This window comes from uncultured Marinococcus sp. (genome assembly GCF_947493875.1).
Lineage (GTDB): Bacteria > Bacillota > Bacilli > Bacillales > Marinococcaceae > Marinococcus.
The window spans coordinates 13,499-38,381 of sequence record NZ_CANLSU010000009.1; the positions used below are offsets into that span (position 1 = coordinate 13,499).

General features: G+C 47.3%; 31 protein-coding genes and 1 other annotated feature. All 31 genes read right to left on the bottom strand.

The window, feature by feature from the left end; translation table 11 throughout:
* Positions 1–15: 15 nt before the first annotated feature.
* The 31 genes from rpmD to rplK all read right to left on the bottom strand — a co-directional run bounded on the left by rpmD (position 16) and on the right by rplK (position 24,776).
* The gene (gene rpmD, locus Q0757_RS14765) at positions 16–204 is read right to left on the bottom strand and encodes a 50S ribosomal protein L30 (RefSeq protein ID WP_298788699.1); all 189 of its coding nucleotides are present in this window, start codon (positions 202–204) and stop codon (positions 16–18) included.
* Between the two features lie 13 nt (positions 205–217).
* Positions 218–718: a 30S ribosomal protein S5 gene (rpsE, locus tag Q0757_RS14770; protein WP_022794484.1), complete on the bottom strand. Its 501-nt coding sequence runs from the start codon at positions 716–718 to the stop codon at positions 218–220.
* Positions 719–738: 20 nt separating this feature from the next.
* Positions 739–1,098: a 50S ribosomal protein L18 gene (gene rplR / locus Q0757_RS14775; protein ID WP_298788702.1), complete on the bottom strand. Its 360-nt coding sequence runs from the start codon at positions 1,096–1,098 to the stop codon at positions 739–741.
* Between the two features lie 45 nt (positions 1,099–1,143).
* Complete coding sequence (gene rplF / locus Q0757_RS14780) at positions 1,144–1,680, bottom strand: 50S ribosomal protein L6 (protein ID WP_298788704.1); 537 nt, start codon at positions 1,678–1,680, stop codon at positions 1,144–1,146.
* 32 nt (positions 1,681–1,712) lie between these two features.
* Positions 1,713–2,111, bottom strand: a complete 399-nt coding sequence (gene rpsH / locus Q0757_RS14785; protein WP_022794481.1) for a 30S ribosomal protein S8 — start codon at positions 2,109–2,111, stop codon at positions 1,713–1,715.
* Between the two features lie 64 nt (positions 2,112–2,175).
* Entirely contained in the window at positions 2,176–2,715 is a 540-nt protein-coding gene (gene rplE, locus Q0757_RS14790) for a 50S ribosomal protein L5 (protein WP_022794480.1), read from the bottom strand.
* 31 nt (positions 2,716–2,746) lie between these two features.
* Entirely contained in the window at positions 2,747–3,070 is a 324-nt protein-coding gene (gene rplX, locus Q0757_RS14795; RefSeq protein WP_298788709.1) for a 50S ribosomal protein L24, read from the bottom strand.
* Between the two features lie 47 nt (positions 3,071–3,117).
* On the bottom strand, positions 3,118–3,486 hold the full coding sequence (rplN, locus tag Q0757_RS14800) for a 50S ribosomal protein L14 (protein ID WP_022794478.1): 369 nt from the start codon (positions 3,484–3,486) through the stop codon (positions 3,118–3,120).
* 32 nt (positions 3,487–3,518) lie between these two features.
* A complete protein-coding gene (rpsQ, locus tag Q0757_RS14805) occupies positions 3,519–3,785 on the bottom strand; it encodes a 30S ribosomal protein S17 (RefSeq protein WP_091616709.1) in 267 nt (88 codons plus the stop codon).
* A 23-nt stretch (positions 3,786–3,808) separates the two neighbouring features.
* On the bottom strand, positions 3,809–4,012 hold the full coding sequence (gene rpmC / locus Q0757_RS14810; RefSeq protein ID WP_091616711.1) for a 50S ribosomal protein L29: 204 nt from the start codon (positions 4,010–4,012) through the stop codon (positions 3,809–3,811).
* Positions 4,002–4,436: a 50S ribosomal protein L16 gene (gene rplP, locus Q0757_RS14815; RefSeq protein WP_022794475.1), complete on the bottom strand. Its 435-nt coding sequence runs from the start codon at positions 4,434–4,436 to the stop codon at positions 4,002–4,004. Before rplP ends, rpmC begins: the two co-directional genes overlap by 11 nt.
* A gap of 1 nt (position 4,437) precedes the next feature.
* Complete coding sequence (gene rpsC / locus Q0757_RS14820) at positions 4,438–5,097, bottom strand: 30S ribosomal protein S3 (RefSeq protein ID WP_091616712.1); 660 nt, start codon at positions 5,095–5,097, stop codon at positions 4,438–4,440.
* A 3-nt stretch (positions 5,098–5,100) separates the two neighbouring features.
* Complete coding sequence (gene rplV, locus Q0757_RS14825; protein ID WP_022794473.1) at positions 5,101–5,442, bottom strand: 50S ribosomal protein L22; 342 nt, start codon at positions 5,440–5,442, stop codon at positions 5,101–5,103.
* Between the two features lie 23 nt (positions 5,443–5,465).
* On the bottom strand, positions 5,466–5,744 hold the full coding sequence (gene rpsS / locus Q0757_RS14830) for a 30S ribosomal protein S19 (RefSeq protein WP_022794472.1): 279 nt from the start codon (positions 5,742–5,744) through the stop codon (positions 5,466–5,468).
* Between the two features lie 60 nt (positions 5,745–5,804).
* The gene (rplB, locus tag Q0757_RS14835; protein ID WP_022794471.1) at positions 5,805–6,644 is read right to left on the bottom strand and encodes a 50S ribosomal protein L2; all 840 of its coding nucleotides are present in this window, start codon (positions 6,642–6,644) and stop codon (positions 5,805–5,807) included.
* Between the two features lie 32 nt (positions 6,645–6,676).
* On the bottom strand, positions 6,677–6,964 hold the full coding sequence (gene rplW / locus Q0757_RS14840; protein ID WP_022794470.1) for a 50S ribosomal protein L23: 288 nt from the start codon (positions 6,962–6,964) through the stop codon (positions 6,677–6,679).
* The gene (gene rplD / locus Q0757_RS14845) at positions 6,964–7,587 is read right to left on the bottom strand and encodes a 50S ribosomal protein L4 (RefSeq protein WP_022794469.1); all 624 of its coding nucleotides are present in this window, start codon (positions 7,585–7,587) and stop codon (positions 6,964–6,966) included. Before rplD ends, rplW begins: the two co-directional genes overlap by 1 nt.
* A gap of 18 nt (positions 7,588–7,605) precedes the next feature.
* Positions 7,606–8,247 (bottom strand): 50S ribosomal protein L3, encoded by a 642-nt coding sequence (gene rplC, locus Q0757_RS14850; protein ID WP_022794468.1) that lies wholly within the window; start codon positions 8,245–8,247, stop codon positions 7,606–7,608.
* Positions 8,248–8,290: 43 nt separating this feature from the next.
* Positions 8,291–8,602: a 30S ribosomal protein S10 gene (gene rpsJ, locus Q0757_RS14855; RefSeq protein WP_027847395.1), complete on the bottom strand. Its 312-nt coding sequence runs from the start codon at positions 8,600–8,602 to the stop codon at positions 8,291–8,293.
* Between the two features lie 321 nt (positions 8,603–8,923).
* Positions 8,924–10,114 carry an elongation factor Tu gene (gene tuf, locus Q0757_RS14860; protein ID WP_022794466.1) on the bottom strand — a complete coding sequence of 397 codons (1,191 nt, stop codon included), beginning with the start codon at positions 10,112–10,114 and terminating at the stop codon, positions 8,924–8,926.
* Between the two features lie 130 nt (positions 10,115–10,244).
* Positions 10,245–12,323, bottom strand: coding sequence for an elongation factor G (gene fusA, locus Q0757_RS14865; RefSeq protein WP_298788726.1), 2,079 nt, complete (start codon positions 12,321–12,323; stop codon positions 10,245–10,247).
* Positions 12,324–12,374: 51 nt separating this feature from the next.
* Entirely contained in the window at positions 12,375–12,845 is a 471-nt protein-coding gene (gene rpsG, locus Q0757_RS14870; protein WP_022794464.1) for a 30S ribosomal protein S7, read from the bottom strand.
* A 39-nt stretch (positions 12,846–12,884) separates the two neighbouring features.
* Entirely contained in the window at positions 12,885–13,304 is a 420-nt protein-coding gene (gene rpsL, locus Q0757_RS14875) for a 30S ribosomal protein S12 (protein ID WP_022794463.1), read from the bottom strand.
* Between the two features lie 117 nt (positions 13,305–13,421).
* A complete protein-coding gene (locus Q0757_RS14880; RefSeq protein WP_022794462.1) occupies positions 13,422–13,673 on the bottom strand; it encodes a 50S ribosomal protein L7ae-like protein in 252 nt (83 codons plus the stop codon).
* A 77-nt stretch (positions 13,674–13,750) separates the two neighbouring features.
* The gene (gene rpoC, locus Q0757_RS14885) at positions 13,751–17,368 is read right to left on the bottom strand and encodes a DNA-directed RNA polymerase subunit beta' (protein ID WP_298788731.1); all 3,618 of its coding nucleotides are present in this window, start codon (positions 17,366–17,368) and stop codon (positions 13,751–13,753) included.
* A gap of 122 nt (positions 17,369–17,490) precedes the next feature.
* A complete protein-coding gene (gene rpoB / locus Q0757_RS14890) occupies positions 17,491–21,030 on the bottom strand; it encodes a DNA-directed RNA polymerase subunit beta (protein ID WP_298788733.1) in 3,540 nt (1,179 codons plus the stop codon).
* Between the two features lie 573 nt (positions 21,031–21,603).
* The gene (locus Q0757_RS14895; protein ID WP_298788735.1) at positions 21,604–22,200 is read right to left on the bottom strand and encodes a class I SAM-dependent methyltransferase; all 597 of its coding nucleotides are present in this window, start codon (positions 22,198–22,200) and stop codon (positions 21,604–21,606) included.
* Positions 22,201–22,304: 104 nt separating this feature from the next.
* Complete coding sequence (gene rplL, locus Q0757_RS14900) at positions 22,305–22,667, bottom strand: 50S ribosomal protein L7/L12 (protein ID WP_022794458.1); 363 nt, start codon at positions 22,665–22,667, stop codon at positions 22,305–22,307.
* 52 nt (positions 22,668–22,719) lie between these two features.
* Positions 22,720–23,226, bottom strand: a complete 507-nt coding sequence (gene rplJ, locus Q0757_RS14905) for a 50S ribosomal protein L10 (RefSeq protein ID WP_298788738.1) — start codon at positions 23,224–23,226, stop codon at positions 22,720–22,722.
* Between the two features lie 44 nt (positions 23,227–23,270).
* Positions 23,271–23,429: a sequence feature (ribosomal protein L10 leader region), on the bottom strand.
* 102 nt (positions 23,430–23,531) lie between these two features.
* Complete coding sequence (gene rplA, locus Q0757_RS14910; RefSeq protein WP_022794456.1) at positions 23,532–24,230, bottom strand: 50S ribosomal protein L1; 699 nt, start codon at positions 24,228–24,230, stop codon at positions 23,532–23,534.
* A gap of 120 nt (positions 24,231–24,350) precedes the next feature.
* Positions 24,351–24,776, bottom strand: coding sequence for a 50S ribosomal protein L11 (gene rplK, locus Q0757_RS14915; RefSeq protein ID WP_022794455.1), 426 nt, complete (start codon positions 24,774–24,776; stop codon positions 24,351–24,353).
* Between the last annotated feature and the right edge of the window lie 107 nt (positions 24,777–24,883).

A 24,883-nucleotide genomic window follows, 5' to 3' on the forward strand; every position in this document is an offset into this window, starting at 1 on the left:
ATTTAGAAATGAGATTTATTGGTCCAGTTCTTTTACCGTCAGCAGGTGAGACACTTTGTTCACCATACCGCGGATTGCGGGATTGTCTTCTTTTACTACCGTACGGTTTATTTTATGCAAACCAAGTGTACGGACTGTTACGCGCTGCTCTTCCGGACGTCCGATCATGCTGCGGCTAAGGGTGATTTCCAATTGTTTGGCCATTTGCTTTCCCCCCTTATCCTAACAATTCTTCGACGCTCTTACCACGCAATTTAGCTACTTCTTCAGCTGTTTTCAAAGAAGTTAATCCGTTGATAGTAGCGCGAACCATGTTAATAGGATTGTTGGAACCAAGAGATTTCGACAGAATGTCCTGTACGCCGCCAAGCTCTAAGATGGCACGTACCGGTCCTCCAGCGATTACTCCAGTACCTTCAGATGCAGGCTTCAATAAAACATTGCCTGCGCCAAAGTGACCAGTGATTTCGTGTGGAATAGTTGTTCCTACGATCGGAATCTGCACAAGGTCCTTTTTAGCGTTTTCTACCGCTTTACGGATTGCTTCTGGTACTTCAATAGCTTTTCCCTGGCCAAAGCCGACATGGCCGTTACGGTCTCCAACTACTACGAGTGCTGCAAAGCGGAAGTTACGTCCACCTTTTACAACTTTTGCGACACGGTTGATGGTTACAACACGTTCTTCAAGTTCCAGTTTATTCGGATCAATACTTTGCATTCTTGTCCCTCCCTTGCTTTTTAGAATTTTAGTCCGTTCTCGCGGGCTGCTTCAGCGAGTTCTTGAACCCTGCCGTGATAAACAAATCCACCCCGGTCAAAAACGACTGTGTCATAGCCTTTTTCTGTAGCACGCTTGGCGAGAGTTTCCCCAATTTTACGGGCTGCCTCTTTATTGCCGCCGTTTTCGATTCCGGAATTTTTTTCCATTGTCGATGCCGCTGCCAGAGTCACTCCTGCTTCGTCGTCAATCAGCTGCGCATAAATATGCTTTGCAGAACGGAAAACGTTCAGACGAGGACGTTCTGGTGTGCCGCTGATTTTACGGCGGATACTCATATGGCGTTTCTTGCGTTTTTCATAACTTGTTGCTTGAGCCATCGTACAGTTCCTCCTTTCGTGCTTGTTGCGATGTTAATTAACCGATTATTTACCCGTTTTACCTTCTTTGCGGCGAACTTCTTCACCTTCGTAGCGGATTCCTTTACCTTTGTAAGGTTCAGGAAGACGTACAGAGCGAATGTTGGAAGCGACTGCACCAACGCGTTCTTTATCAATACCGCGGACTGTCACTTTCGTGTTGGAAGGTACTTCGATGTCGATTCCTTCCTCGGAAACGAATTCTACCGGGTGGGAGTAACCAACGTTTAACACTAACTTCTCGCCAGTCTTCTGCGCACGATAACCTACGCCGACGAGCTCGAGGTTCTTTTCGTACCCTTTTGTTACACCTTCTACCATGTTGTTTACAAGGCTTCGGGTCGTACCATGAAGCGAGCGGTACGTTTTATTGTCAGAAGGGCGTTCAAAAGTCACTTCCGACTCTCCAATGTTCACAGTAATAACCGGGTGAAGCTCACGGCTCAATTCACCTTTTGGTCCTTTAACTGTAACTGTATTTCCGTCTTTAGCGATTGTGACGCCTTCTGGAATTTCGATTGGTTTCAGGCCAATACGAGACATATTGCACACCTCCGTTCTTTATAACGATTTTATTACCAAACGTATGCGAGTACTTCGCCGCCAACGTTTTGTTTTCTTGCTTCTTTATCAGACATAACGCCTTTAGATGTAGAAATTACTGCGATACCAAGTCCGCCCAGCACTTTAGGAACCTCGTTGGATCCTGCATAAACACGGAGACCTGGTTTACTGATACGTTTGATACCGGAAATGACTTTCTTGTTTTCCGTACCTGCTTTTAAGAATAAGCGGATCATTCCCTGTTTTTTATCATCAACATATTCAACGTCGCGGATGAAACCTTCCAGCTTGAGGATTTCAGCGATTTCTTTTTTTAGGTTCGATGCAGGAAATTCTACTTTTTCGTGGTTCACCATGTTTGCGTTGCGGATACGAGTAAGCATATCAGCAATCGGATCTGTCATGACCATTTGAATACCTCCCTCCCAGTTACGGGGTCGTGCGCCGGCGCCTGCCGGCGTTTACGCGAATAATTTATTTTTGAAACGGCATGCCCATTTGATCGAGCAGTTCGTAAGATTCTTCATCTGTCGAAGCAGTAGTAACGATAACAATGTCCATTCCGCGAACTTTTTCTACCTGATCGTAGGAAATTTCCGGGAAGATCAATTGTTCACGCACACCGAGTGTGTAGTTGCCACGGCCGTCAAATGCTTTATTTGACACCCCGCGGAAGTCACGGACACGTGGAAGCGTGACGTGGATTAATTTCTCCAGGAAGTCATACATACGTGCTCCGCGCAAAGTGACCTTTGCACCGATTGGCATACCTTCACGAAGTTTAAATCCTGCAATAGAACGTTTTGCTTTTGTAATCAAAGGCTTCTGCCCACTGATTGCTTCCAGCTCTTCTACTGCTTTATCCAATGAGCGAGGGTTTTGTACTGCTTCACCGACACCCATGTTAATAACAATTTTATCAACCTTCGGTACTCCCATTACAGAAGAGTAGTCGAATTTCTCGTGCAGACTCGGTACGATTGATGTTTGATACTTTTCTTTTAAAGCGTTCATTCGTGTGACCTCCTCTCGTCCTTTGTCTTACTTAGTTCAGGGCTTCACCTGATTTTTTGGCGACACGTACTTTTTTGCCGTTCTCTACCTTGTGACCAACACGGGTTGGTTCGCCGGATTTCGGATCAAGCGGCATAACGTTTGATACGTGAATGGCAGCTTCTTGGTTTAAGATACCGCCTTGTGGGTTTTCCTGGGAAGGCTTCGCATGTTTTTTCACGATGTTAACACCTTCGACGATTACACGTGCCTGTGCAGGCATTGCTTTAAGGATAACGCCTTCTTTGCCTTTATCCTTGCCGCTGATTACTTTTACTTTTTCACCCTGTTTAACATGAAGCTTATTTTGGGCCATTTTCGCACCTCCTTAACGGGACATCATGACTTCGCATGATATTTGTATTACAGCACTTCCGGTGCAAGGGAGATAATTTTCATATACTGCTCATCACGAAGCTCTCTTGCTACTGGGCCAAAGATACGTGTTCCACGTGGTCCTTTGTCCGTACGTACGATTACAGCTGCGTTTTCGTCAAAGCGAATGTAAGAACCGTCTGGACGGCGGACGCCGCTGCGGGAACGTACAATAACTGCCTGAACAATCTCGCCTTTTTTGACAACGCCCCCTGGTGTTGCTTGTTTGACAGTGCATGTAATCATATCACCGATGTTAGCAGTTTTACGGCCGGAACCGCCTAAAACTTTTATACACTGTACTTCGCGGGCACCAGAGTTATCCGCTACTCTTAAGCGTGATTCTTGTTGGATCATAGGTCACGGTACCTCCTTTCTTTAAAAACGATTTAAAGAATAACTGATTCTTCGATTACTTTCACGAGACGAAAACGCTTGTCTTTCGACAGTGGGCGGGTTTCCATGATCTGGACGATGTCGCCAACCTTTGCAGTGTTTTCTTCATCGTGAGCTTTAAACTTTTTGGAGTCTCTGACACGTTTGCCGTACAACGGGTCTTTTTTATACGTTTCAACAACAACGGCAATCGTTTTATCCATTTTATCAGATGTCACGCGGCCGCTATAAACCTTACGGTTGTTACGTTCTTCAGCCATATTGGTTTAACCTCCTTTTCCTTTTAGCCTTTGTTCATCCCGAGTTCACGTTCACGCAACACGGTTTTGGCACGTGCAATATCTTTTCTTACAGTACGGATGCGGGCGGGATTTTCCAACTGACCGGTCGCTAATTGAAAACGAAGGTTAAAAAGTTCTTCTTTCAGGCTTTTTGTTTGATCTTCGATTTCCACTGTGGTTAGATCTCTCAATTCATTAGCTCTCATTTGCCTCACCACCCACTTCTTCGCGTTTCACAAATTTCGTTTTAATCGGTAACTTGTGAGCTGCAAGTCTCAACGCCTCACGGGCAATTTCTTCATTAACCCCGGCAATTTCGAACATGATTTTTCCTGGTTTTACGACAGCTACCCAGCCTTCAGGAGAACCTTTACCGGAACCCATGCGGACTTCGAGGGGTTTTGCTGTATATGGCTTGTCCGGGAAGATTTTGATCCAGACTTTACCGCCACGTTTCATATAACGAGTCATAGCAATACGTGCAGATTCAATCTGACGGTTCGTAATCCAGGAAGCTTCCACTGCCTGCAGTCCGTACTCGCCAAAAGTGATTTCTTTGCCGCCTTTTGCACGGCCTCTCATTTTGCCACGGTGTTCGCGACGATATTTTACGCGTTTTGGCAATAACATATTATTTGCCTCCTTCCTCTTTGTTCGTTCCTTTCGTTGGAAGGACTTCCCCGCGATAAATCCAGATTTTTACACCCAGTTTACCGTACGTTGTATCTGCTTCTGCAGTGCCGTAATCAATATCTGCACGCAACGTATGGAGAGGTACTGTTCCTTCACTGTATCTTTCAGAGCGGGCGATGTCTGCGCCACCCAGGCGGCCGTTCACTTCTGTCCGGATCCCTTTTGCTCCTGCGCGCATTGTACGCTGAATGGATTGTTTCATTGCACGACGGAAGGAAATACGGTTTTCAAGCTGACGGGCAATGTTTGCCGCTACGAGACGAGCATCCATATCTGCCTGCTTAATTTCTGCGATATTAATGTGTACTCGTTTGTTAGTCAGGTTATTCAATTCTTTACGAAGTGCTTCTACTTCCGACCCACCGCGGCCGATAACCATTCCTGGTTTCGCAGTATGGATCGTAATGTTTACACGGTTTGCCGCACGTTCAATTTCCACAGTAGAAATAGAAGCATCAACAAGCTTCGTTTCGATGTGACGACGCACTCTGTAGTCTTCATGAAGCAAAGTCGCGTATTCTTTTTCCGAATACCATTTTGATTCCCAATCACGGATGACTCCAACACGAAGTCCGATAGGATTAACTTTTTGTCCCACGCGTTATCCCTCCTTTTTTTCTTCGACGATTACAGTAATGTGGCTCGTACGTTTGTTAATGCGGCTTGCGCGCCCCATTGCACGTGGGCGGAAACGTTTGAGTGTTACTCCTTCGTCTACGAATGCTTGGCTGATGTAAAGATTTTCTGGTTCCATCTCATAGTTGTGCTCTGCGTTGGCGATAGCAGAGTTGATAACTTTTTCAACAATCGGAGACGCCGATTTTGGCGTGTTCTTAAGGATGGCAATAGCTTCTCCGACGGATCTTCCCCGGACTAGGTCTATCACAAGACGAGCCTTGCGGGGGGCTATACGGATCTGCTTTGCTACTGCTTTTGCTTCCATGTTTCTTTACCTCCCCTCAGGTCTTATCTTTTCGTTTTTCTATCGTCATTTTTATGGCCTTTAAATGTTCTCGTTGGTGCGAATTCACCAAGCTTATGGCCTACCATATCTTCAGATACATAAACAGGTACGTGCTTGCGTCCGTCGTACACTGCAATCGTGTGGCCGACAAATTCCGGGAATACTGTGGAACGGCGTGACCAGGTACGAATAACTTCTTTATTGTTCGAATCGTTTAGTCTCTCGATTTTATTCATCAAGTGCAAGTCGACGAAAGGTCCTTTTTTTAAACTACGACCCATGAGAGAACCTCCTTTCGCGATTAACCTGCGATTCCGGAGAACCGCAGCTTCATCTTTTTATTATTTTTTCTTACGGCGACGGCCCCGTACGATATATTTATTGGAATCTTTATTACGTTTTCTTGTTTTATAGCCAACTGCAGGCTGACCCCAAGGGGATACAGGTGCAACGCGTCCGATTGGCGCACGGCCTTCACCACCACCGTGTGGGTGATCGCTAGGGTTCATTGCGGAACCACGAACGTGTGGACGTTTGTTTAACCAACGGGAACGTCCGGCTTTACCGATGTTCACCAGTTCATGCTCTACGTTTCCAACCTGTCCGACAGTTGCACGGCAGGAAGCGAGGATCAGGCGGGTTTCACCGGAACGAAGACGCACGAGTACGTACTTGCCTTCTTTACCGAGAACCTGGGCTTCTGCGCCAGCAGAACGAACGAGTTGTCCGCCGCGGCCCGGCTTTAATTCGATGTTATGAATAACAGTACCTACCGGAATATCACGAAGGTCCAATGCATTACCAAGCTTGATATCTGCACTCGAACCAGCCATGATTTCCTGACCGATTTTCAACCCTTTTGGAGCAAGGATGTACCGTTTTTCGCCATCAACGTAGTTGATAAGCGCGATGTTTGCTGAACGGTTTGGGTCGTACTCGATCTCAGCAACTTTACCTGGTACGTCATTTTTATTACGTTTGAAGTCAATAACACGGTATTGACGTTTATGACCGCCGCCCTGGTGACGACTTGTCATACGACCTTGATTATTACGACCGCCTTTTTTGTGAAGCGGTTCAAGCAGCGAACGTTCTGGTGTTTCTGAAGTGACTTCGCTGTGCTTGTTTACCGACATGTGACGGCGGCCGTTTGTGGTCGGTTTATACTTTTGGATAGCCATGCTCATTACCCTCCTTCGTATCTATTTGTTAATTAAGCACCTTCGAAGAATTCAATATCTTCGCTATCTGCTGTAAGCGTCACGATCGCTTTTTTACGGTTGGGCTTGTACCCTTCATGACGGCCAAAACGACGGAATTTACCCTTTTTGTTCATTGTATTTACTTTTTCTACCTGAACATCAAAGATTTCTTCAACCGCGTTTTTGATTTGGAATTTATTAGCTTTCACGTCTACTTCAAACGTGTATTTCTTTTCATCCATCAAGTCAGCGGAGCGTTCTGTAATAACGGGTTTTTTAATCAAGTCACGTGCTTCCATTATGCGAACACCTCCTCTACTTTCTTCACGGCGTCCTGTGTCATGACCAATTTGTCATGTTTAACAACGTCCAGGACGTTCACACTGCTTGCCGTAAGGAATGTTACGTTAGGAAGATTGCGTGCGGACAAACCGACAGTTTCGTCGTCGTTGCCAGTAACAATCAGTACCTTCGTATCAATAGAAAGAGAAGAAAGTACTTTAACCATCTCTTTCGTTTTTGGAGCATCAAACTTCAGCTCATCAAGCACGACAAGGTCATTTTCCTGTGCTTTGCTTGCAAGTGCTGATTTGATCGCCAGACGGCGAACTTTTTTCGGAAGCTTGTAGCCGTAAGATCTTGGCGTCGGACCGAACACGATACCACCTTTCACCCATTGCGGGGAGCGGATGGAACCTTGACGGGCCCGGCCTGTGCCTTTTTGGCGCCATGGCTTACGTCCGCCGCCGCGGCGTTCGGAACGGTTTTTTACTTTGTGCGTTCCTTGTCGTAATGATGCTTGCTGCATAATTACTGCGTCATACAAAACGTGCTCATTTGGTTCAATACCGAAAACAGTGTCTGCTAATTCGATATCTCCTACGCGGGAACCGGTTTGGTTTAGTAAATCTACTGTTGGCATCTTGCGCCCTCCTTTCTATTATGCTTTTTCAGTGTTTGCTTTCACAGCGTTCTGTACTGTTACATAGCTGCGTTTCGCACCAGGAACGTTGCCTTTAACTAAAAGCACGTTACGCTCGGTATCTACTTTAACAATCTCCAGGTTCTGTACTGTAACGGTGTTGTTACCCATACGTCCAGGGAGCTTTTTACCTTTCAATACGTGGTTAGGGTCGATAACACCCATCGCACCAGGGGCACGGTGGAAACGGGAGCCGTGCGTCATTGGTCCGCGGGATTGGTTATGGCGCTTGATCGCACCCTGGAACCCTTTCCCTTTGGATTTTCCAGTGACGTCTACGATATCTCCTTCTGCAAATGTTGCTACACTGACCTCTTGACCAACCTCGTAATCCTCTGGGTTTGTCCCGCGGATTTCTCTAACGAAGCGCTTGGGGGTCGTGTTTGCTTTCTCAGCATGTCCTTTTTCCGGTTTGATTACGCGTGCTTCTTTTTTGTCGTGGAAACCTAGCTGAATAGCTTCGTATCCATCGGACTCAGTAGTTTTCTTTTGAAGCACAACGTTTGGTTCTGCTTCAATGACCGTAACTGGAAGCAGTTCGCCGTTTTCTTTAAACAGTTGCGTCATGCCGAGTTTTTTACCCAAGATTCCTTTGGCCATGAGTCACACCTCCTAATAAATTTTGATTTTCATATATTTGTTATTATAATTTGATTTCGATGTCTACACCCGACGGTAAATCTAAACGCATAAGCGAATCTACCGTTTGCGGCGTTGGCGTTAAAATGTCGATTAAACGTTTATGTGTACGCATTTCAAATTGCTCACGAGCATCTTTAAATTTGTGCGTAGCACGAAGAATTGTATAAACAGATTTCTCTGTTGGCAATGGAATCGGTCCAGAAACACCTGCACCAGAACGTTTTGCCGTGTCTACAATCTTTTCAGCGGATTGATCCAACACTCTGTGATCATACGCTTTTAAACGAATACGAATTTTTTCATTAGCTGCCATTAAAAGCCCTCCTTCTCGTCCGATTTTACAGACATACTCCGCGAAAATTTCCTCACACCTGGTCATGGCAATGGACCCGGGTGTGTCAGCAACCTTCCGCATCATCGCCTGACCGTGGGTGGATATAGAAGTATTTCTATGTCTCCCATGGTCACACTTCATCTATTATAGTGATCGTTCGCCTTTTACGCAAGGGTTTTTTCGAAAAAATCTCGATATATCTCACCCTTTTTCTCATTTAATTGTAAAAGCCTTTATTAATATGGAAGAAACAAAAAAACCTCTAATGCTTTTCAGCATTAGAGGAGAATAACCGGATGATTATTTTTGGATAGTGGAAACAACGCCGGCGCCAACTGTACGGCCGCCTTCACGAATAGAGAACTTAGTTCCTTCTTCGATAGCGATCGGGTTGATAAGCTCAACTGTCATTTCTACGTTATCGCCAGGCATTACCATCTCAACGCCTTCAGGCAGCTGGATGATACCAGTTACGTCCGTAGTACGGAAGTAGAACTGTGGGCGGTAGTTAGAGAAGAATGGAGTATGACGTCCACCTTCGTCTTTGGAAAGTACATAAACTTCTGCTTTGAAGTTAGTGTGTGGAGTAATCGAACCTGGCTTTGCAAGAACCTGACCACGTTTGATGTCATCGCGGGAAACACCGCGGAGAAGCGCACCAATGTTGTCGCCAGCTTCTGCATAGTCAAGAAGCTTACGGAACATTTCCACACCAGTAACCGTGGATTTGCGGGAGTCTTCATCGATACCGATGATTTCAATTTCATCCCCAACGTTAAGAACGCCACGCTCAACACGGCCAGTTGCAACTGTGCCACGGCCTGTGATAGAGAATACGTCCTCTACTGGCATCATGAACGGCTTGTCTTTGTCACGGTCTGGAGTTGGAATGTAGTTGTCTACAGCTTCCATCAGTTCAAGAATTTTGTTTTCATACTCTTCGTCGCCTTCAAGGGCTTTCAGAGCAGAACCGCTGATGATTGGTACATCGTCACCAGGGAAGTCATATTCGGATAAGAGGTCGCGAACTTCCATTTCTACGAGTTCGAGAAGCTCTTCGTCGTCTACCATGTCAACTTTGTTCAAGAAAACAACGATGGATGGTACACCAACCTGACGGGAAAGTAGGATGTGCTCACGAGTCTGAGGCATTGGGCCGTCAGCTGCAGACACAACGAGAATCGCTCCGTCCATTTGAGCTGCACCAGTGATCATGTTTTTAACATAGTCAGCGTGACCTGGGCAGTCAACGTGTGCATAGTGACGGGAATCTGTTTCGTACTCTACGTGTGCAGTAGAGATCGTAATTCCACGCTCACGCTCTTCAGGTGCACCGTCGATTGCGTCATAGGCCATAGCCGTTCCGCGGGAATATTTTTTGTGAAGTACCGTTGTGATCGCAGCAGTCAAAGTTGTTTTACCATGGTCAACGTGACCGATAGTACCAATGTTCGCATGCGTTTTCGAACGGTCGAATTTTTCTTTTGCCATTATAATTGTCCTCCCTTTATTTCAGGTAATTAATGTTGTATAGCAGCCAGGCGGGCGCTGCTACCAGTAAACGCCCTACCTTAGCTTACAATAAATCGGTCATGCATACAATCATCAAGCCGCCGGATTTTTACTGTCCTGTTGCCTGCTTGATAACATCTTCAGAAACACTTTTTGGCACTTCTTCGTAATGATCGAAGAACATGGAATACGTTCCGCGGCCCTGCGTGTTCGAACGAAGGGTCGTGGCGTAGCCAAACATCTCAGCAAGCGGTACGAACGACCGGATAACCTGAGAGTTGCCCCGTGCTTCCATACCGTCTACACGGCCACGACGGGATGTTACATCACCCATGACGTCGCCCATGTATTCTTCTGGAACCACGATATCTACTTTCATTAACGGTTCAAGCAGTACCGGCTTACATTTTTGCTTTGCTTCACGCAGAGCCATGGAAGCAGCAACTTTAAATGCCATCTCGTTAGAGTCGACATCGTGATAGGAACCGTCAAAAAGAGTAGCTTTTACGTCGATTACTGGATAACCGGCAAGCATGCCGCTTTGAAGGGATTCTTCAATGCCGGACTGCACGGAAGGTACATATTCACGAGGTACCACACCGCCGACGATTTTATTTACAAATTCAAAGCCGGCGCCTTCTTCGTTTGGCTCAAATTTCACCCAAACGTGCCCGTACTGACCGCGTCCACCGGACTGACGTACGAATTTACCTTCGCAGTTAGCTTCCTGGCGGATAGTTTCACGATAGGATACCTGAGGGGCACCTACAGTTGCTTCTACTTTGAATTCCCGTTTCAAACGGTCAACGATGATATCAAGGTGAAGCTCACCCATACCTTTGATGATCGTTTGTCCGGTTTCTTCGTCTGTTTCTGTCTGGAAGGTTGGATCCTCTTCTGCAAGCTTTCCGAGAGCGATACTCATTTTGTCATGGTCCGCTTTCGATTTTGGCTCTACAGAAAGGGAAATAACCGGTTCAGGGAAGTCCATCGATTCAAGCACGATGTTGTCTTTTTCTGCCACAAGGGTGTCACCGGTACTCGTATCTTTCAAACCGACACCCGCTGCAATATCACCGGCATACACCGTTGAAATTTCTTCACGGGAGTTTGCGTGCATTTGAAGAATACGGCCTACACGTTCACGCTTGTCCTTGGTGGAGTTTTTGACATACGACCCGGAAGTAAGTGTACCAGAGTACACCCGGAAGAAAGTAAGTTTACCAACGTAAGGGTCTGTGGCCACTTTAAAGGCCAGTGCAGAGAACTTCCCGCTGTCGTCTGCCGGACGCTCTTCCTCTTCTTCCGAATCCGGATATTTCCCTTTAATAGGAGGAACATCCAACGGAGATGGAAGATAGTCGAGCACAGCATCGATCATAAGCTGAACACCTTTGTTTTTAAAGGCAGAACCACAGAGTACTGGATAAAACTCAACGTTCAGCGTTCCTTTACGGATTGCCAGCTTGAGCTCTTCATTTGTGATTTCTTCCTCTTCAAGGTATTTCATCATAAGATCTTCATCAAGCTCTGATACAGCTTCTACCAGCTTCTGACGGTATTCCTGCGCCTGCGCCTGATATTCTTCCGGAATTTCACGCGCTTCCGCGCGGGTTCCGAGATCATCCAGGTAGTAGTAAGCCTGCATTTCGATAAGATCGATAATTCCTTCAAAGTCATCTTCAGCACCGATCGGAAGCTGAATTGCCTGAGCATTCGCTCCGAGACGATCTGTCAGTGTGCTTAAGGAATAAATAAAATCCGCTCCTACCTTGTCCATCTTGTTAACAAAAACAATACGTGGAACATGATAGGTAGTTGCCTGGCGCCATACAGTTTCTGTCTGTGGCTCCACGCCGGACTGCGCATCCAATACAGCAACAGCTCCGTCAAGCACACGCAGGGAACGCTCTACCTCTACGGTAAAGTCTACGTGTCCTGGAGTGTCGATAATATTGATACGGTGGTTTTTCCACTGGGCTGTTGTCGCAGCAGAGGTGATAGTAATACCACGCTCTTGTTCCTGTGACATCCAGTCCATTTGAGAAGCACCTTCATGGGTTTCACCAATTTTATGGATACGACCCGTGTAATAAAGGATACGCTCTGTTGCTGTTGTTTTCCCAGCATCAATGTGAGCCATGATTCCGATATTACGGGTTTTTTCCAAGGAGAATTCACGTGCCATGGACTTTCTTTCTCCTTCCATTCATCAAAGTAGTATTTTCCGCGGTAGTGCTTACCAGCGGTAGTGAGCAAACGCTTTGTTTGCTTCAGCCATACGATGAGTATCTTCGCGACGCTTAACAGCAGATCCTGTGTTATTGGAAGCATCAAGAATTTCATTTGCAAGACGCTCCTCCATGGTTTTTTCTCCACGAAGACGGGCGTAGCTTACGATCCAACGAAGCGCCAGGGTCGTACGACGATCTGGTTTAACTTCGATTGGTACTTGATAGTTAGCTCCCCCTACACGGCGGGCTTTTACTTCCAGTACAGGCATAACGTTCTTCATAGCCTGATCGAAAACTTCCATCGGCTCTTGACCGGAACGCTCCTGCACGAGGTTAAATGCTCTGTATAGGATATTTTGCGCTTTTCCTTTTTTGCCATCATTCATTACACGGTTGATCATGCGCGTAACAAGCTTGGAGTTATAAATAGGATCAGGCAGAACATCACGGCGTGGTGCTGGTCCTTTACGAGACATAAATCCTCCTCCTTTCTTTATATTATGAATTAGCTGTTATTATTTCTTTTTCTTCCCGCGTTTAGTTCCGTATTTAGAACGGCTTTGCATGCGGTTTTGTACACCGGCAGTATCAAGGGCGCCACGAACAACGTGATAACGCACACCAGGAAGGTCCTTAACACGGCCTCCACGGATCAATACTACACTGTGCTCCTGGAGATTGTGGCCAATACCGGGAATGTATGCTGTAACCTCGATTTGGTTGGTAAGGCGCACACGGGCATACTTACGAAGAGCCGAGTTTGGTTTCTTCGGAGTAAGTGTTCCTACACGAGTACATACACCACGTTTTTGAGGAGCATTTTGATCTGTTGGGACTTTACGCAAGCTATTGTAACCTCGGTTCAATGCCGGAGAGTCAGTCTTTTTAGTCTTCATCTGACGGCCTTTACGAACCAGCTGATTAATAGTTGGCATAGTTGTTTTCCTCCTTTCCGACTAAGTTATTTCAAGACCACCGTTCCAGGTGGTTCATTGATAAGCAAAATGAAAGTTTTTGCCGATGAGATCCGAAACCCCACCAGCAAAAACTCGTTATTGCTTTTTTAAAGCGATCGTAGCCGCTCCTACATCAATTCCGCAAGCTTTTCCAAGTTTTTTCATTGAATCGACAAACTGGATGGAAACACTGCTTTCATTTGCTGCTTTAAGAATACGCTGCTGAATTTCTGCAGCGGCATCTTCTGCCACAATGATTTCGGAAGCTGTGCCATGTTCAATCGCTTTAAGCGTTTGTTTAGTTCCAATCAAAACTTCGTCAGCCTGTGTTACTTTTTCATAAGACATCATTCATCCTCCAAAGCACAGGAGCTTAACGCACCTTAGATAGCATATCACCGCGTTTTTGCGATGTCAACACTATTTCATTCCGACGAATACACTTCTTCGCCCGATTCCTGCATTTCCTCCACAGCTTCTTCCGGGAGAACCTGTTCAAGGCTGCGGTAACGCTGCATGCCCGTACCGGCCGGAACCAGCTTCCCGATAATAACGTTCTCTTTCAGGCCTAACAGCTCGTCGCGCTTGCCGCGAATCGCTGCGTCCGTAAGAATTCTTGTCGTTTCCTGGAACGAAGCGGCTGAAAGGAAGGAATCCGTTTCAAGCGATGCTTTCGTGATACCAAGAATGACCGGCTGTCCGACGGCTGGCTGATGGTGTTTTTGAAGTGCTTCACGATTTGCTTTTTCAAACGCGTGCACTTCCACCAGACTGCCAGGAAGAGCGTCTGTATTACCGGAATCAGTGATCCGGATTTTACGGAACATTTGGCGGACCATTACTTCAATGTGCTTGTCGCCAATTTCAACGCCCTGCATGCTGTATACCTTCTGAACTTCCTTCAGAAGATACTGCTGTACCTGGTCAAGTCCGGTAACTTTCAGCAGTTCTTTCGGATCGATGGAACCTTCAGTAAGAGCCTGGCCGACTTCCACCTGGTCTCCTACACTTACACGGAGGCGGGCACCGTACGGAGTTGTATAAGAGCGGCTTTCAAGCGCACCCTGCACCGTAACTTCTTTTTTATCCGTCAGATCCTTCACATCGACAATTTCGCCGGAGAGTTCAGAAATGACAGCCTGCCCTTTCGGATTACGGGCTTCAACAAGCTCCTGGATACGGGGAAGACCCTGGGTAATGTCATCCCCGGCTACGCCGCCTGTGTGGAACGTACGCATAGTAAGCTGGGTACCCGGCTCACCGATCGACTGTGCAGCGATGATTCCTACTGCTTCGCCCACTTCAACGTCGGCTCCAGTGGCAAGGTTACGGCCGTAGCATTTTTTGCAGACGCCGTGATGTGTATCACACGTAAAGACAGAGCGGATAACAACTTTTTCAACGCCGGCTTCTTCAATAATGCGGGCCGAATCTTCATTCAGAAGCTCGCCTTTTTGAGCCAGTACTTCGTTTGTTTCAGGATGACGCACTGTTTCAAAGGCTACACGGCCGATCAGGCGATCCTGAAGCTTTTCAATGATTTCGTTGCCTTCACGGAGCGTTGCCACTGAAAGGCCGCGGTCAGTGCCGCAGTCGTCTTCACGGATGATAACGTCCTGGGCCACATCCACAAGACGACGGGTCAGGTAACCCGAGTCGGCAGTTTTAAGCGCTGTGTCTGCCAGACCTTTACGCGCACCGTGCGTGGAAATAAAGTACTCAAGCACTGTAAGTCCTTCACGGAAGCTCGATTTAATAGGAAGCTCGATGATTCGTCCGGATGGATTGGCCATCAGTCCGCGCATACCTGCAAGCTGCGTGAAGTTCGAGGCGTTACCACGGGCACCGGAGTCACTCATCATGAAAATAGGGTTGCGAATATCAAGCGTGCCCATGAGTTTGTCCTGGATGATGTCTTTGGCACTGCCCCAGATGCTGATGATTTTATCGTAGCGTTCTTCTTCGGTAATTAAACCGCGCCGGAACTGCTTCATTACCTTCGAGACCTGCTCTTCGGAGTCCGAGAGTACGTCCTGCTTGTCCGGCAGCACCACAATATCGGAAATACCAACCGTAATTCCTGCTTTTGTGGAGTAATGGAAGCCAAGATCCTTCATACGGTCAAGCATTTTCGACGTTTCAATGATCTGGAAGTTTTTAAACACCGCTGCAATGATGTCACCCAGAAAGCCTTTTTTAAATGGCTGAATGAGTTCGCGGTTTTTTAATTCTTCTTTTACATCTGTCGTGCTCGGTACTACATATTTTTCCGGGAGCTCCTGCTCAAGGTTTAATGCTGTCGGCTCGTTCACGTAAGGGAACGACGTCGGCAGTATTTCATTGAAAATGAGCTTTCCTGGTGTCGTTAAGACGAGCTTGCTCATCTCTTCTTCACTGAAGTTCGTTTTATTTAACGCACGCACAGGCATAGCAATACGGGTGTGCAGATGCACATAGCCGTTTTGATAAGCAGTGAGCACTTCTTTTATATCGTTAAAAGTAGAGCCTTCACCCATCGCGTTTTCACGCTCAAGGGTCAGATAATAGTTTCCAAGCACCATGTCCTGGGATGGTGTAACAACCGGCTTACCATCCTTAGGGTTCAGGATGTTCTGCGCTGCAAGCATAAGCACGCGGGCTTCTGCCTGTGCTTCTGCTGAAAGCGGTACGTGTACGGCCATCTGGTCCCCGTCAAAATCGGCGTTATACGCTGTACATACGAGCGGGTGAAGCTTGATGGCACGCCCTTCGACCAGCGTTGGTTCGAACGCCTGAATACCAAGGCGGTGAAGTGTCGGAGCACGGTTCAAAAGAACCGGGTGTTCACGGATGACGTCTTCTAACACGTCCCAGACTTCCGGATGCACGCGTTCCACTTTCCGTTTAGCGCTCTTAATGTTGTGTGCCAGGCTCCGGTTTACGAGCTCTTTCATTACAAACGGCTTGAACAGTTCAAGTGCCATTTCTTTAGGAAGTCCGCACTGATACATTTTCAGGCTCGGCCCGACCACGATAACGGAACGACCGGAATAGTCGACACGTTTACCGAGAAGGTTCTGACGAAAACGCCCCTGCTTCCCTTTCAGCATGTGAGAAAGAGATTTCAGCGGACGGTTGCCGGGACCGGTAACCGGACGGCCGCGGCGCCCGTTGTCGATCAAGGCGTCGACAGCTTCCTGGAGCATACGCTTTTCGTTCTGCACAATGATGCTTGGTGCTCCCAGATCAAGAAGACGTTTCAAACGATTGTTCCGGTTGATAACACGGCGGTACAGATCGTTCAGGTCAGATGTTGCAAACCGGCCGCCGTCAAGCTGAACCATCGGACGGATTTCCGGAGGAACAACCGGGAGCACATCGAGAATCATCCATGCTGGATGGTTGCCGGAGTGACGGAATGCTTCAAGCACTTCCAGACGCTTGATCGCACGGGTGCGGCGCTGACCTTGTGCTGTTTCGAGTTCGCCTTTTAAGCCGTGTACTTCTTTTTCAAGATCAATATCCTGGAGAAGCTTACGGATGGCTTCTGCACCCATTTGAGCAGAGAAGGTTTTGCCGTACTTATCGTAATACGCACGGTATTCTCTTTCGGAAAGCAGCTGCTTGTATTCAAGCGGTGTGTCCCCTGGCTCCGTTACTGTATAGGAAGCAAAATAAATAACTTCTTCGAGCGAACGCGGGGACATATCAAGAACAAGTCCCATACGGCTCGGAATACCTTTAAAGTACCAAATGTGAGATACCGGAGCTGCAAGTTCAATGTGGCCCATGCGTTCCCGGCGCACCTTCGAACGGGTAACTTCTACTCCGCATCTGTCACAGACTACGCCTTTATAGCGAATACGCTTGTATTTACCGCAGTGGCATTCCCAGTCCTTGGTCGGACCAAAAATACGCTCACAGAACAGCCCGTCTTTTTCCGGTTTTAACGTCCGGTAGTTGATCGTTTCTGGCTTTTTCACTTCGCCGTGTGTCCAGGAACGAATTTTTTCCGGAGAGGCAAGTCCAATTTTCATATATTCAAAGTTATTGACGTCTATCAAGAGGTCGACCTCCCTTTCAATCTTTAAAGGTGGCATGGCTGAAAGAGGGACAAGAGGTGCCTACAAAAAGCTGAAAAGCTTTTAATTAGACACCCCGTGTTCTCCGTTTTACCGATGAGACCTTATGCGTTTTCCGTGGACTCGATTCTAAGATTCAAGTTATCTCCGGGTTGTTCATCTTCGTCATCGAGCTCTTTCATCTCGATTTCCTCTTCATTGCTTGAAAGCATTTTTACGTCCATGCCAAGGCTTTGAAGCTCTTTAATCAGAACTTTAAACGACTCGGGAACGCCAGGCTCTGGAACGTTTTCCCCTTTAACAATCGCTTCGTACGTCTTCACACGGCCGACAACGTCGTCGGATTTCACCGTGAGAATCTCCTGCAGCGTATAAGCTGCACCGTACGCTTCAAGCGCCCATACTTCCATTTCCCCGAAACGCTGGCCGCCGAACTGGGCTTTACCACCAAGCGGCTGCTGGGTAACGAGGGAGTAAGGTCCGGTTGAACGGGCGTGAAGCTTGTCGTCCACCATGTGGGCAAGCTTGATCATATACATGACCCCGACTGAAATACGGTTGTCAAAGGTTTCCCCGGTTCGCCCGTCATACAATACGGTCTTTCCGTCCCGGGCGAGGCCGGCTTCCTGAATAGTTTCCCAAACATCCTCTTCACGGGCACCGTCAAATACCGGTGTTGCCATGTGAAGGTTCAGGGAACGAGCTGCCATGCCCAGGTGCATTTCAAGCACCTGTCCGATGTTCATACGCGAAGGCACCCCGAGAGGGTTCAGCATGAGATCAATCGGTGTTCCATCTGGCAGGTAAGGCATATCTTCTTCTGGAAGAATACGCGAAATAACACCTTTGTTTCCGTGACGGCCTGCCATTTTATCCCCTTCGTGAATCTTACGCTTCTGCACGAGGTATACCCGGACAAGCTGATTCACTCCCGGCGGAAGTTCATCTCCGTCTTCACGGTTAAAGATTTTTACGTCGAGTACAATGCCGTCTGCACCGTGCGGAACACGAAGCGAAGTATCCCGTACTTCGCGGGCTTTTTCCCCAAAGATTGCGTGAAGCAGACGTTCCTCTGCGGAAAGCTCTGTCATGCCTTTTGGCGTTACTTTCCCAACAAGAATGTCGCCATCCTTCACTTCCGCACCGACACGGATAATACCACGGTCATCCAGGTCCTTCAGCGCTTCTTCGCCGACGTTTGGAATATCACGGGTGATTTCCTCCGGTCCGAGCTTAGTATCGCGGGCCTCTGACTCGTATTCATCGACGTGAATGGAAGTGTAAACATCGTCTTTTACTACCCGTTCACTAAGGATAACGGCGTCCTCATAGTTATAGCCGTCCCAGGTCATAAAGGCGGTTAATACGTTACGGCCCAATGCCATTTCCCCGTTGTCCATCGACGGACCGTCTGCAAGTACTTCGCCTTTTTCAATACGGTCTCCGTCTTTAACGATCGGACGCTGGTTGTAGCTTGTGCCCTGGTTGGAGCGGACGTATTTCATCATACGATATTTGTCGATATCTGTTTCTACTTCTTTTCCGTCTACATCTTCAATGCGGCGGATCCAGATTTCACGTGCGGATGCCCGCTCAACTACGCCTTTGTGGCGTGCGATGATGGCAGCACCTGAATCCTTCGCTGAAACGTATTCCATGCCGGTGCCTACAAGAGGAGCTTCCGGTTCAAGAAGCGGTACTGCCTGACGCTGCATGTTCGCCCCCATTAATGCCCGGTTGGAGTCATCGTTTTCCAGGAACGGAATGCACGCTGTCGCAGCAGAAACCGCCTGCTTTGGCGATACGTCCATATAGTCGATTTTTTCTTTTGGAACGATCGTGTTGTCCCCGCGGAAACGGGCAATAACTTCATCGTCGGCAAACGTGCCGTCTTCAGCAAGTGAAGCGTTCGCCTGAGCTACTACGTAGTTGTCTTCTTCATCGGCAGTAAGATAGTCACACTGCTCGGTGACCACTCCCGTATCCGGATCTACACGGCGGTAAGCTGTTTCGATGAAGCCGAATTTATTTACCTTGGCGTAGCTTGATAAGGAGTTAATCAAACCGATGTTCGGACCTTCCGGCGTTTCGATCGGACACATACGCCCGTAGTGGGAATAGTGCACGTCACGAACTTCAAAGCCGGCACGTTCACGGGTCAGACCACCCGGTCCAAGCGCTGACAGACGGCGTTTGTGCGTCAATTCAGCCAAAGGATTTGTCTGGTCCATGAACTGGGAAAGCTGCGAGCTTCCGAAAAACTCTTTAATAGAAGCAATCACCGGACGAATATTGATAAGCGCCTGCGGCGTGATGGAGCTTGGGTCCTGAATGGACATACGCTCACGTACAACACGCTCCATACGGGAAAGCCCGATACGGAATTGATTCTGAAGCAGCTCACCGACGGAACGGAGACGACGATTGCCCAGGTGGTCAATATCATCTGTACGGCCGACGCCGTGAAGCAGATTGAAGAAATAGTTAACTGAAGCAATCATGTCTTCAGGAGTAATATTCTTCGTATCATGATCAATATTTCCGTTACTGATTACGTTAATCTCACGGTCTTCGCCTTGACCGTCATCTGCATAAATCTTAATAGACTGTACGTCCAAATCTGCATCTTCCACCACTCCACCGGAAACGGTGTACCGTTTAAATCCAAGGTTGTTTTCCAGGTACGGCATCAGACGGTCCAATGTCCGGCGGTCGAGCATCGTGCCCGATTCGGCAATGACCTCTCCCGTTTCTGGGTCAGCAAGCGTTTCTGCTAAACGCTGATTGAACAAACGATTCTGGATATGAAGTTTTTTATTCATTTTATAACGCCCGACATTTGCGAGATCGTACCGCTTCGGATCAAAAAAGCGCGTATTTAATAAGCTCTTCGCGCTGTCCACCGTTGGCGGCTCCCCAGGGCGGAGACGTTCATAAATTTCGAGAAGGGCTTTTTCGCTGCCTTCTGTGTTATCTTTTTCGAGCGTATTCCGCAGGTACTGGTCTTCACCCAGAAGATCGATAATCTCCTGGTCAGAGCCAAACCCAAGCGCACGAAGAAGAACGGTGACCGGGATTTTCCGGGTGCGGTCAATACGAACGTGAACGACGTCTTTTGCATCTGTTTCAAGCTCGAGCCACGCACCGCGGTTCGGAATGACGGTTGCAGTGTGGCCGCGCTTTCCGTTTTTGTCTACTTTATTGTTAAAATATACGCTTGGTGAACGTACGAGCTGGGATACGATAACGCGCTCAGCCCCGTTTATCACAAAAGTACCTGTGTCGGTCATAAGCGGGAAATCACCCATAAATACTTCCTGCTCTTTTACTTCGCCGGTCTCCTTGTTCATCAGGCGAACCTTGACCCGGAGCGGTGCAGAATACGTGGCATCGCGTTCTTTTGATTCATCAATCGGGTATTTAGGCTCTCCTAAATTGTAATCGATGAATTCAAGCACCAAGTTTCCGGTAAAATCTTCAATCGGCGAAATGTCCTGAAACATTTCGCGAATACCTTCATCTAGAAACCATTGATAAGAAGCCGTCTGAATCTCAATGAGGTTTGGAAGGTCCAAGACTTCATTGATTCGGGCATAGCTTCTCCGCTGGCGGTGACGTCCAAATTGAATAAGTTGACTTGACAACAGATTCACCCCTCAAATCTCGCATGATATCCGCCCGTTTTAAAAACAAGCGTTTTTCCAAGGCAATTATCGGTAATATAGCTAAATAGTGATAAATGCAGAGACGCGTCGTCATGTAGACGGACGGCTCTTTCTGCTCTGATAAAACAGTCTGCGGATCAGAACACAGAGAACAGCCCGCGCACACGTCGTCGTTAAAAAAGCTTCGCAAACCGAATAGCCAGTTTGAGAACGCTGATTGCTTCTCCCTGACTTATATTGATTGTCTTAAATGGAATTGTTTTTCCTAATACTTATTACGATCGATTCTCCCATTTCTCATTCGAGTGTGTTAGAATAAGAAGGAATCAAAAGCACAAACGTTCTCGTTTTAGTGGATAAGCTTGCTGCAACCGTAATTCAGCCCAGCCGTGAAGTGGCAAATAGAAAAGAAATGGATGATACTTCTTACGGTATCACCTAATTTTATAAGTAGAATATTACATGTAGTTTGACGCGTACGGACACTTATACGCATTAAATTATAATACCATATCAAAACAGCACCGTCAACTTCTGATGGTGCTGTTTTATTTATTTGCACGCACGAAAAATATAATAGCCTTTATTCTTTTTCACATTCTTCACAACCGGAAACAGCTCGTTAAGCTTTTCCTTCGCTGAAGGGGCACCCTGTTTTTTTTGAATGACAACCCAGCATTCGCCTCCGGGGCTTAGCGCTTCATAAGCTTCTTCAAACAACCGGTGCACCACTTTTTTTCCTGCCCTGATAGGAGGGTTTGTCAAAATCGCTGCCGCTCTGCCTTTATAGGCACTGAATAAATCACTCTCCGCCGCCTTTGCATTATCAGCCTGGCAGCGCTGGATATTTTTATTCGCCAGTTCCACAGCACGTTGATTGATATCAAAAAGCAGAACGCTCCGGGTGGTTTCTTTGGCGAGAGTGACTCCCACTACGCCGTAACCACAGCCAATGTCGATAATGTCGCCATCCACCTCCGGCCATTCAAAGGTTTCAAGCAGCGTTGCCGTACCAAAATCCACCGTTTGTTTCGAGAATACTCCGCTGTCTGTAATAAACGACCAGTCTCTCCCCCGAAGCTCTGCATGAATGACTTTCTCGTTACTTGCCGCACTTGGGTTTGCATGAAAATATTGTTCACCGCTCATAGCATCGCTCCGTTCTGATTATTGGAATATTATCATAGCAGGGCCAGGGAGTTTATTGCAACAAAAAACTCACCCGCACAGGTGCGGATGAGTTTATAGAAAGCTTACTTCAATTCGATAGAAGCGCCTGCTTCTTCGAGTTGACCTTTCATTTCTTCAGCGTCTTCTTTAGATACGCCTTCTTTCAATGTGTCAGGAGCTCCGTCTACCAGTGCTTTAGCTTCTTTCAAGCCAAGGCCGGTGATTTCGCGGACGACTTTGATGACGTTGATTTTAGAAGATCCAGCGCTTTCGAGTACTACGTCGAATTCTGTTTGCTCTTCCTCAACGGCTTCACCGCCGCCACCGCCAGCTGCTACTGGGGCAGCTGCTGTTACGCCGAATTCTTCTTCAATTGCTTTTACTAATTCGTTCAGTTCCAGAACGGACATTTCCTTAATCGCATCAATCATTTCTTGATTACTCATGGATAATCCTCCTCTTAATATTAATATTTAAGCCGATTGAAACGCCGGTTGGTTAGGCGCTCTCTTCTTCTTCTTTTTGCTCTGCCACTGCTTTTGTAGCCAGTGCGAAGTTACGGATTGGCGCCTGCATAACGCTAAGCAGCATAGCCACAAGTCCATCGTGGGATGGGAGGCTGGCCAATTCCTGAATCTGCTCCTGGGAAACAACGCTGCCTTCAATGACACCCGTTTTGATTTCCAGTGCTTCGTGATCTTTAGCGAAATTGTACAATACTTTCGCAGGTGCTACTGCGTCCTCTTTGCTTGTTGCAATGGCCGTAGGACCTACCAGGTAGTCGTTCAACTCGTCTTTCAGATTCACGTCTTCGGCTGCACGACGCGCCATTGTATTTTTATATACTTTGAAATCAACGTCTGCTTCACGAAGCTGCGCACGCAATTCCGTGATTTCCGATACGTCCAGACCGCGATAGTCTACCAGTACGGTTGATACGCTGTCTTTCAGCTTAGCTGCGATTTCATCAACAACCGCCTGCTTTTGTTCGATTACTTTGCTCATCCGTTCCACCTCCTGCCATTCTTTATTGTTTGCCGCCTGCAACCGCAGACACAAAAAAATCTTCCTGTCTCAATTAGCAGACACGAAGACACTACTCCCGTAAAACACTCCAAAGCGTTTAATGTATAGGAATGGTACCTCGGCAGGATGTTTATTTAAGTGCTGTGCACTCCTGCTGTCTGCGGCAACAATATAAAATTGTTGGCTGATCCGTCATTTAGTATAAATGGAAGCAGCACCCGGGTCAAGAGCTTTTTCAAGATCGCCCGGGAGCTGCCGGCAAACAAAAGTATTACGGTTTAATTTTATGCGAATTTCAACGAAGAAGTGCTGACTTTTACGCCAGGACCCATGGAAGTCGTTACAGCAACGCCTCTCATGTACGTTCCTTTAGCAGCTGCCGGCTTTGCTTTTTGAAGCGCGTCGGCAACCGTGTTGAAGTTTTCCACCAGGCTTGCAGTATCAAAGGATACTTTGCCGATTGGCGCATGGATGTTACCGGACTTATCGACACGGTATTCCACTTTACCTGCTTTAATTTCTTCAACAGCTTTTGTAACGTCCATCGTAACCGTACCAGTTTTAGGGTTAGGCATAAGGCCTTTTGGTCCGAGAGTACGGCCCAATTTCCCTACCTGGGCCATCATGTCAGGAGTGGCTACTACTGCATCAAAGTCAAACCAGCCTTGCTGCACGCGGTTCACCAGATCTTCTTCTCCTACATAATCAGCGCCGGCTGCTTCTGCTTCCTGGGCTTTTTCGCCTTTAGCAAAAACAAGCACACGCTGGCTTTTTCCTGTTCCGTTTGGAAGTACAATCGCGCCACGGATCTGCTGATCGTTTTTACGCGGGTCAATTCCAAGACGAAACGCTACTTCTACCGTTGCATCAAAGTTTACGATCGATGTTTTCTTCGCAAGCTCAATCGCCTCTTCAGCATTGTACTGCTGCTCCTGGTCGATGAGCTGCGCCGCCTCGCGGTATTTTTTACCTCTTTTAGGCATTGTTTTTCCTCCTTGTTGTGGTTTAACGGTAAGACCTCCCACTAGTAAAGGTTGCGGGCCGTCCCTTCGACAAGAGCGTCAGAGGCGTGCACACAACCTTCAGCAAGGCAAATCTTTCAATTAGTCTTCAACGTTTAAGCCCATGCTGCGGGCTGTTCCTTCAACCATACGCATTGCTGAATCAACGTCAGATGCGTTCAAATCCTGCATTTTCGTTTCAGCAATTTCACGAACCTGATCCCGGGTTACTGAACCGACTTTGTTACGGTTAGGCTCACCGGAACCGCCTTTTACTCCAGCTGCTTCTTTAAGAAGTACAGGAGCTGGCGGAGTTTTCGTAATAAAAGTGAACGAACGGTCTTCATAGACACTGATTTCTACAGGAATGATTGTTCCTGTCTGCTCTTGTGTACGAGCGTTGAATTCTTTACAGAATCCCATGATATTCACACCGGCTTGACCAAGCGCTGGGCCTACCGGTGGTGCCGGGTTCGCTTTACCAGCCGGAATTTGAAGTTTAACAACCTTCTCGACTCTTTTAGCCACGCGACACACCTCCTTCGTCCGTGATGTGGTAGCCGGATACAAGGTATCCTCCCACTCATTCTAAAACACTATGTGCTTTAGGCTGTGATATCTTTCAATACCAAACA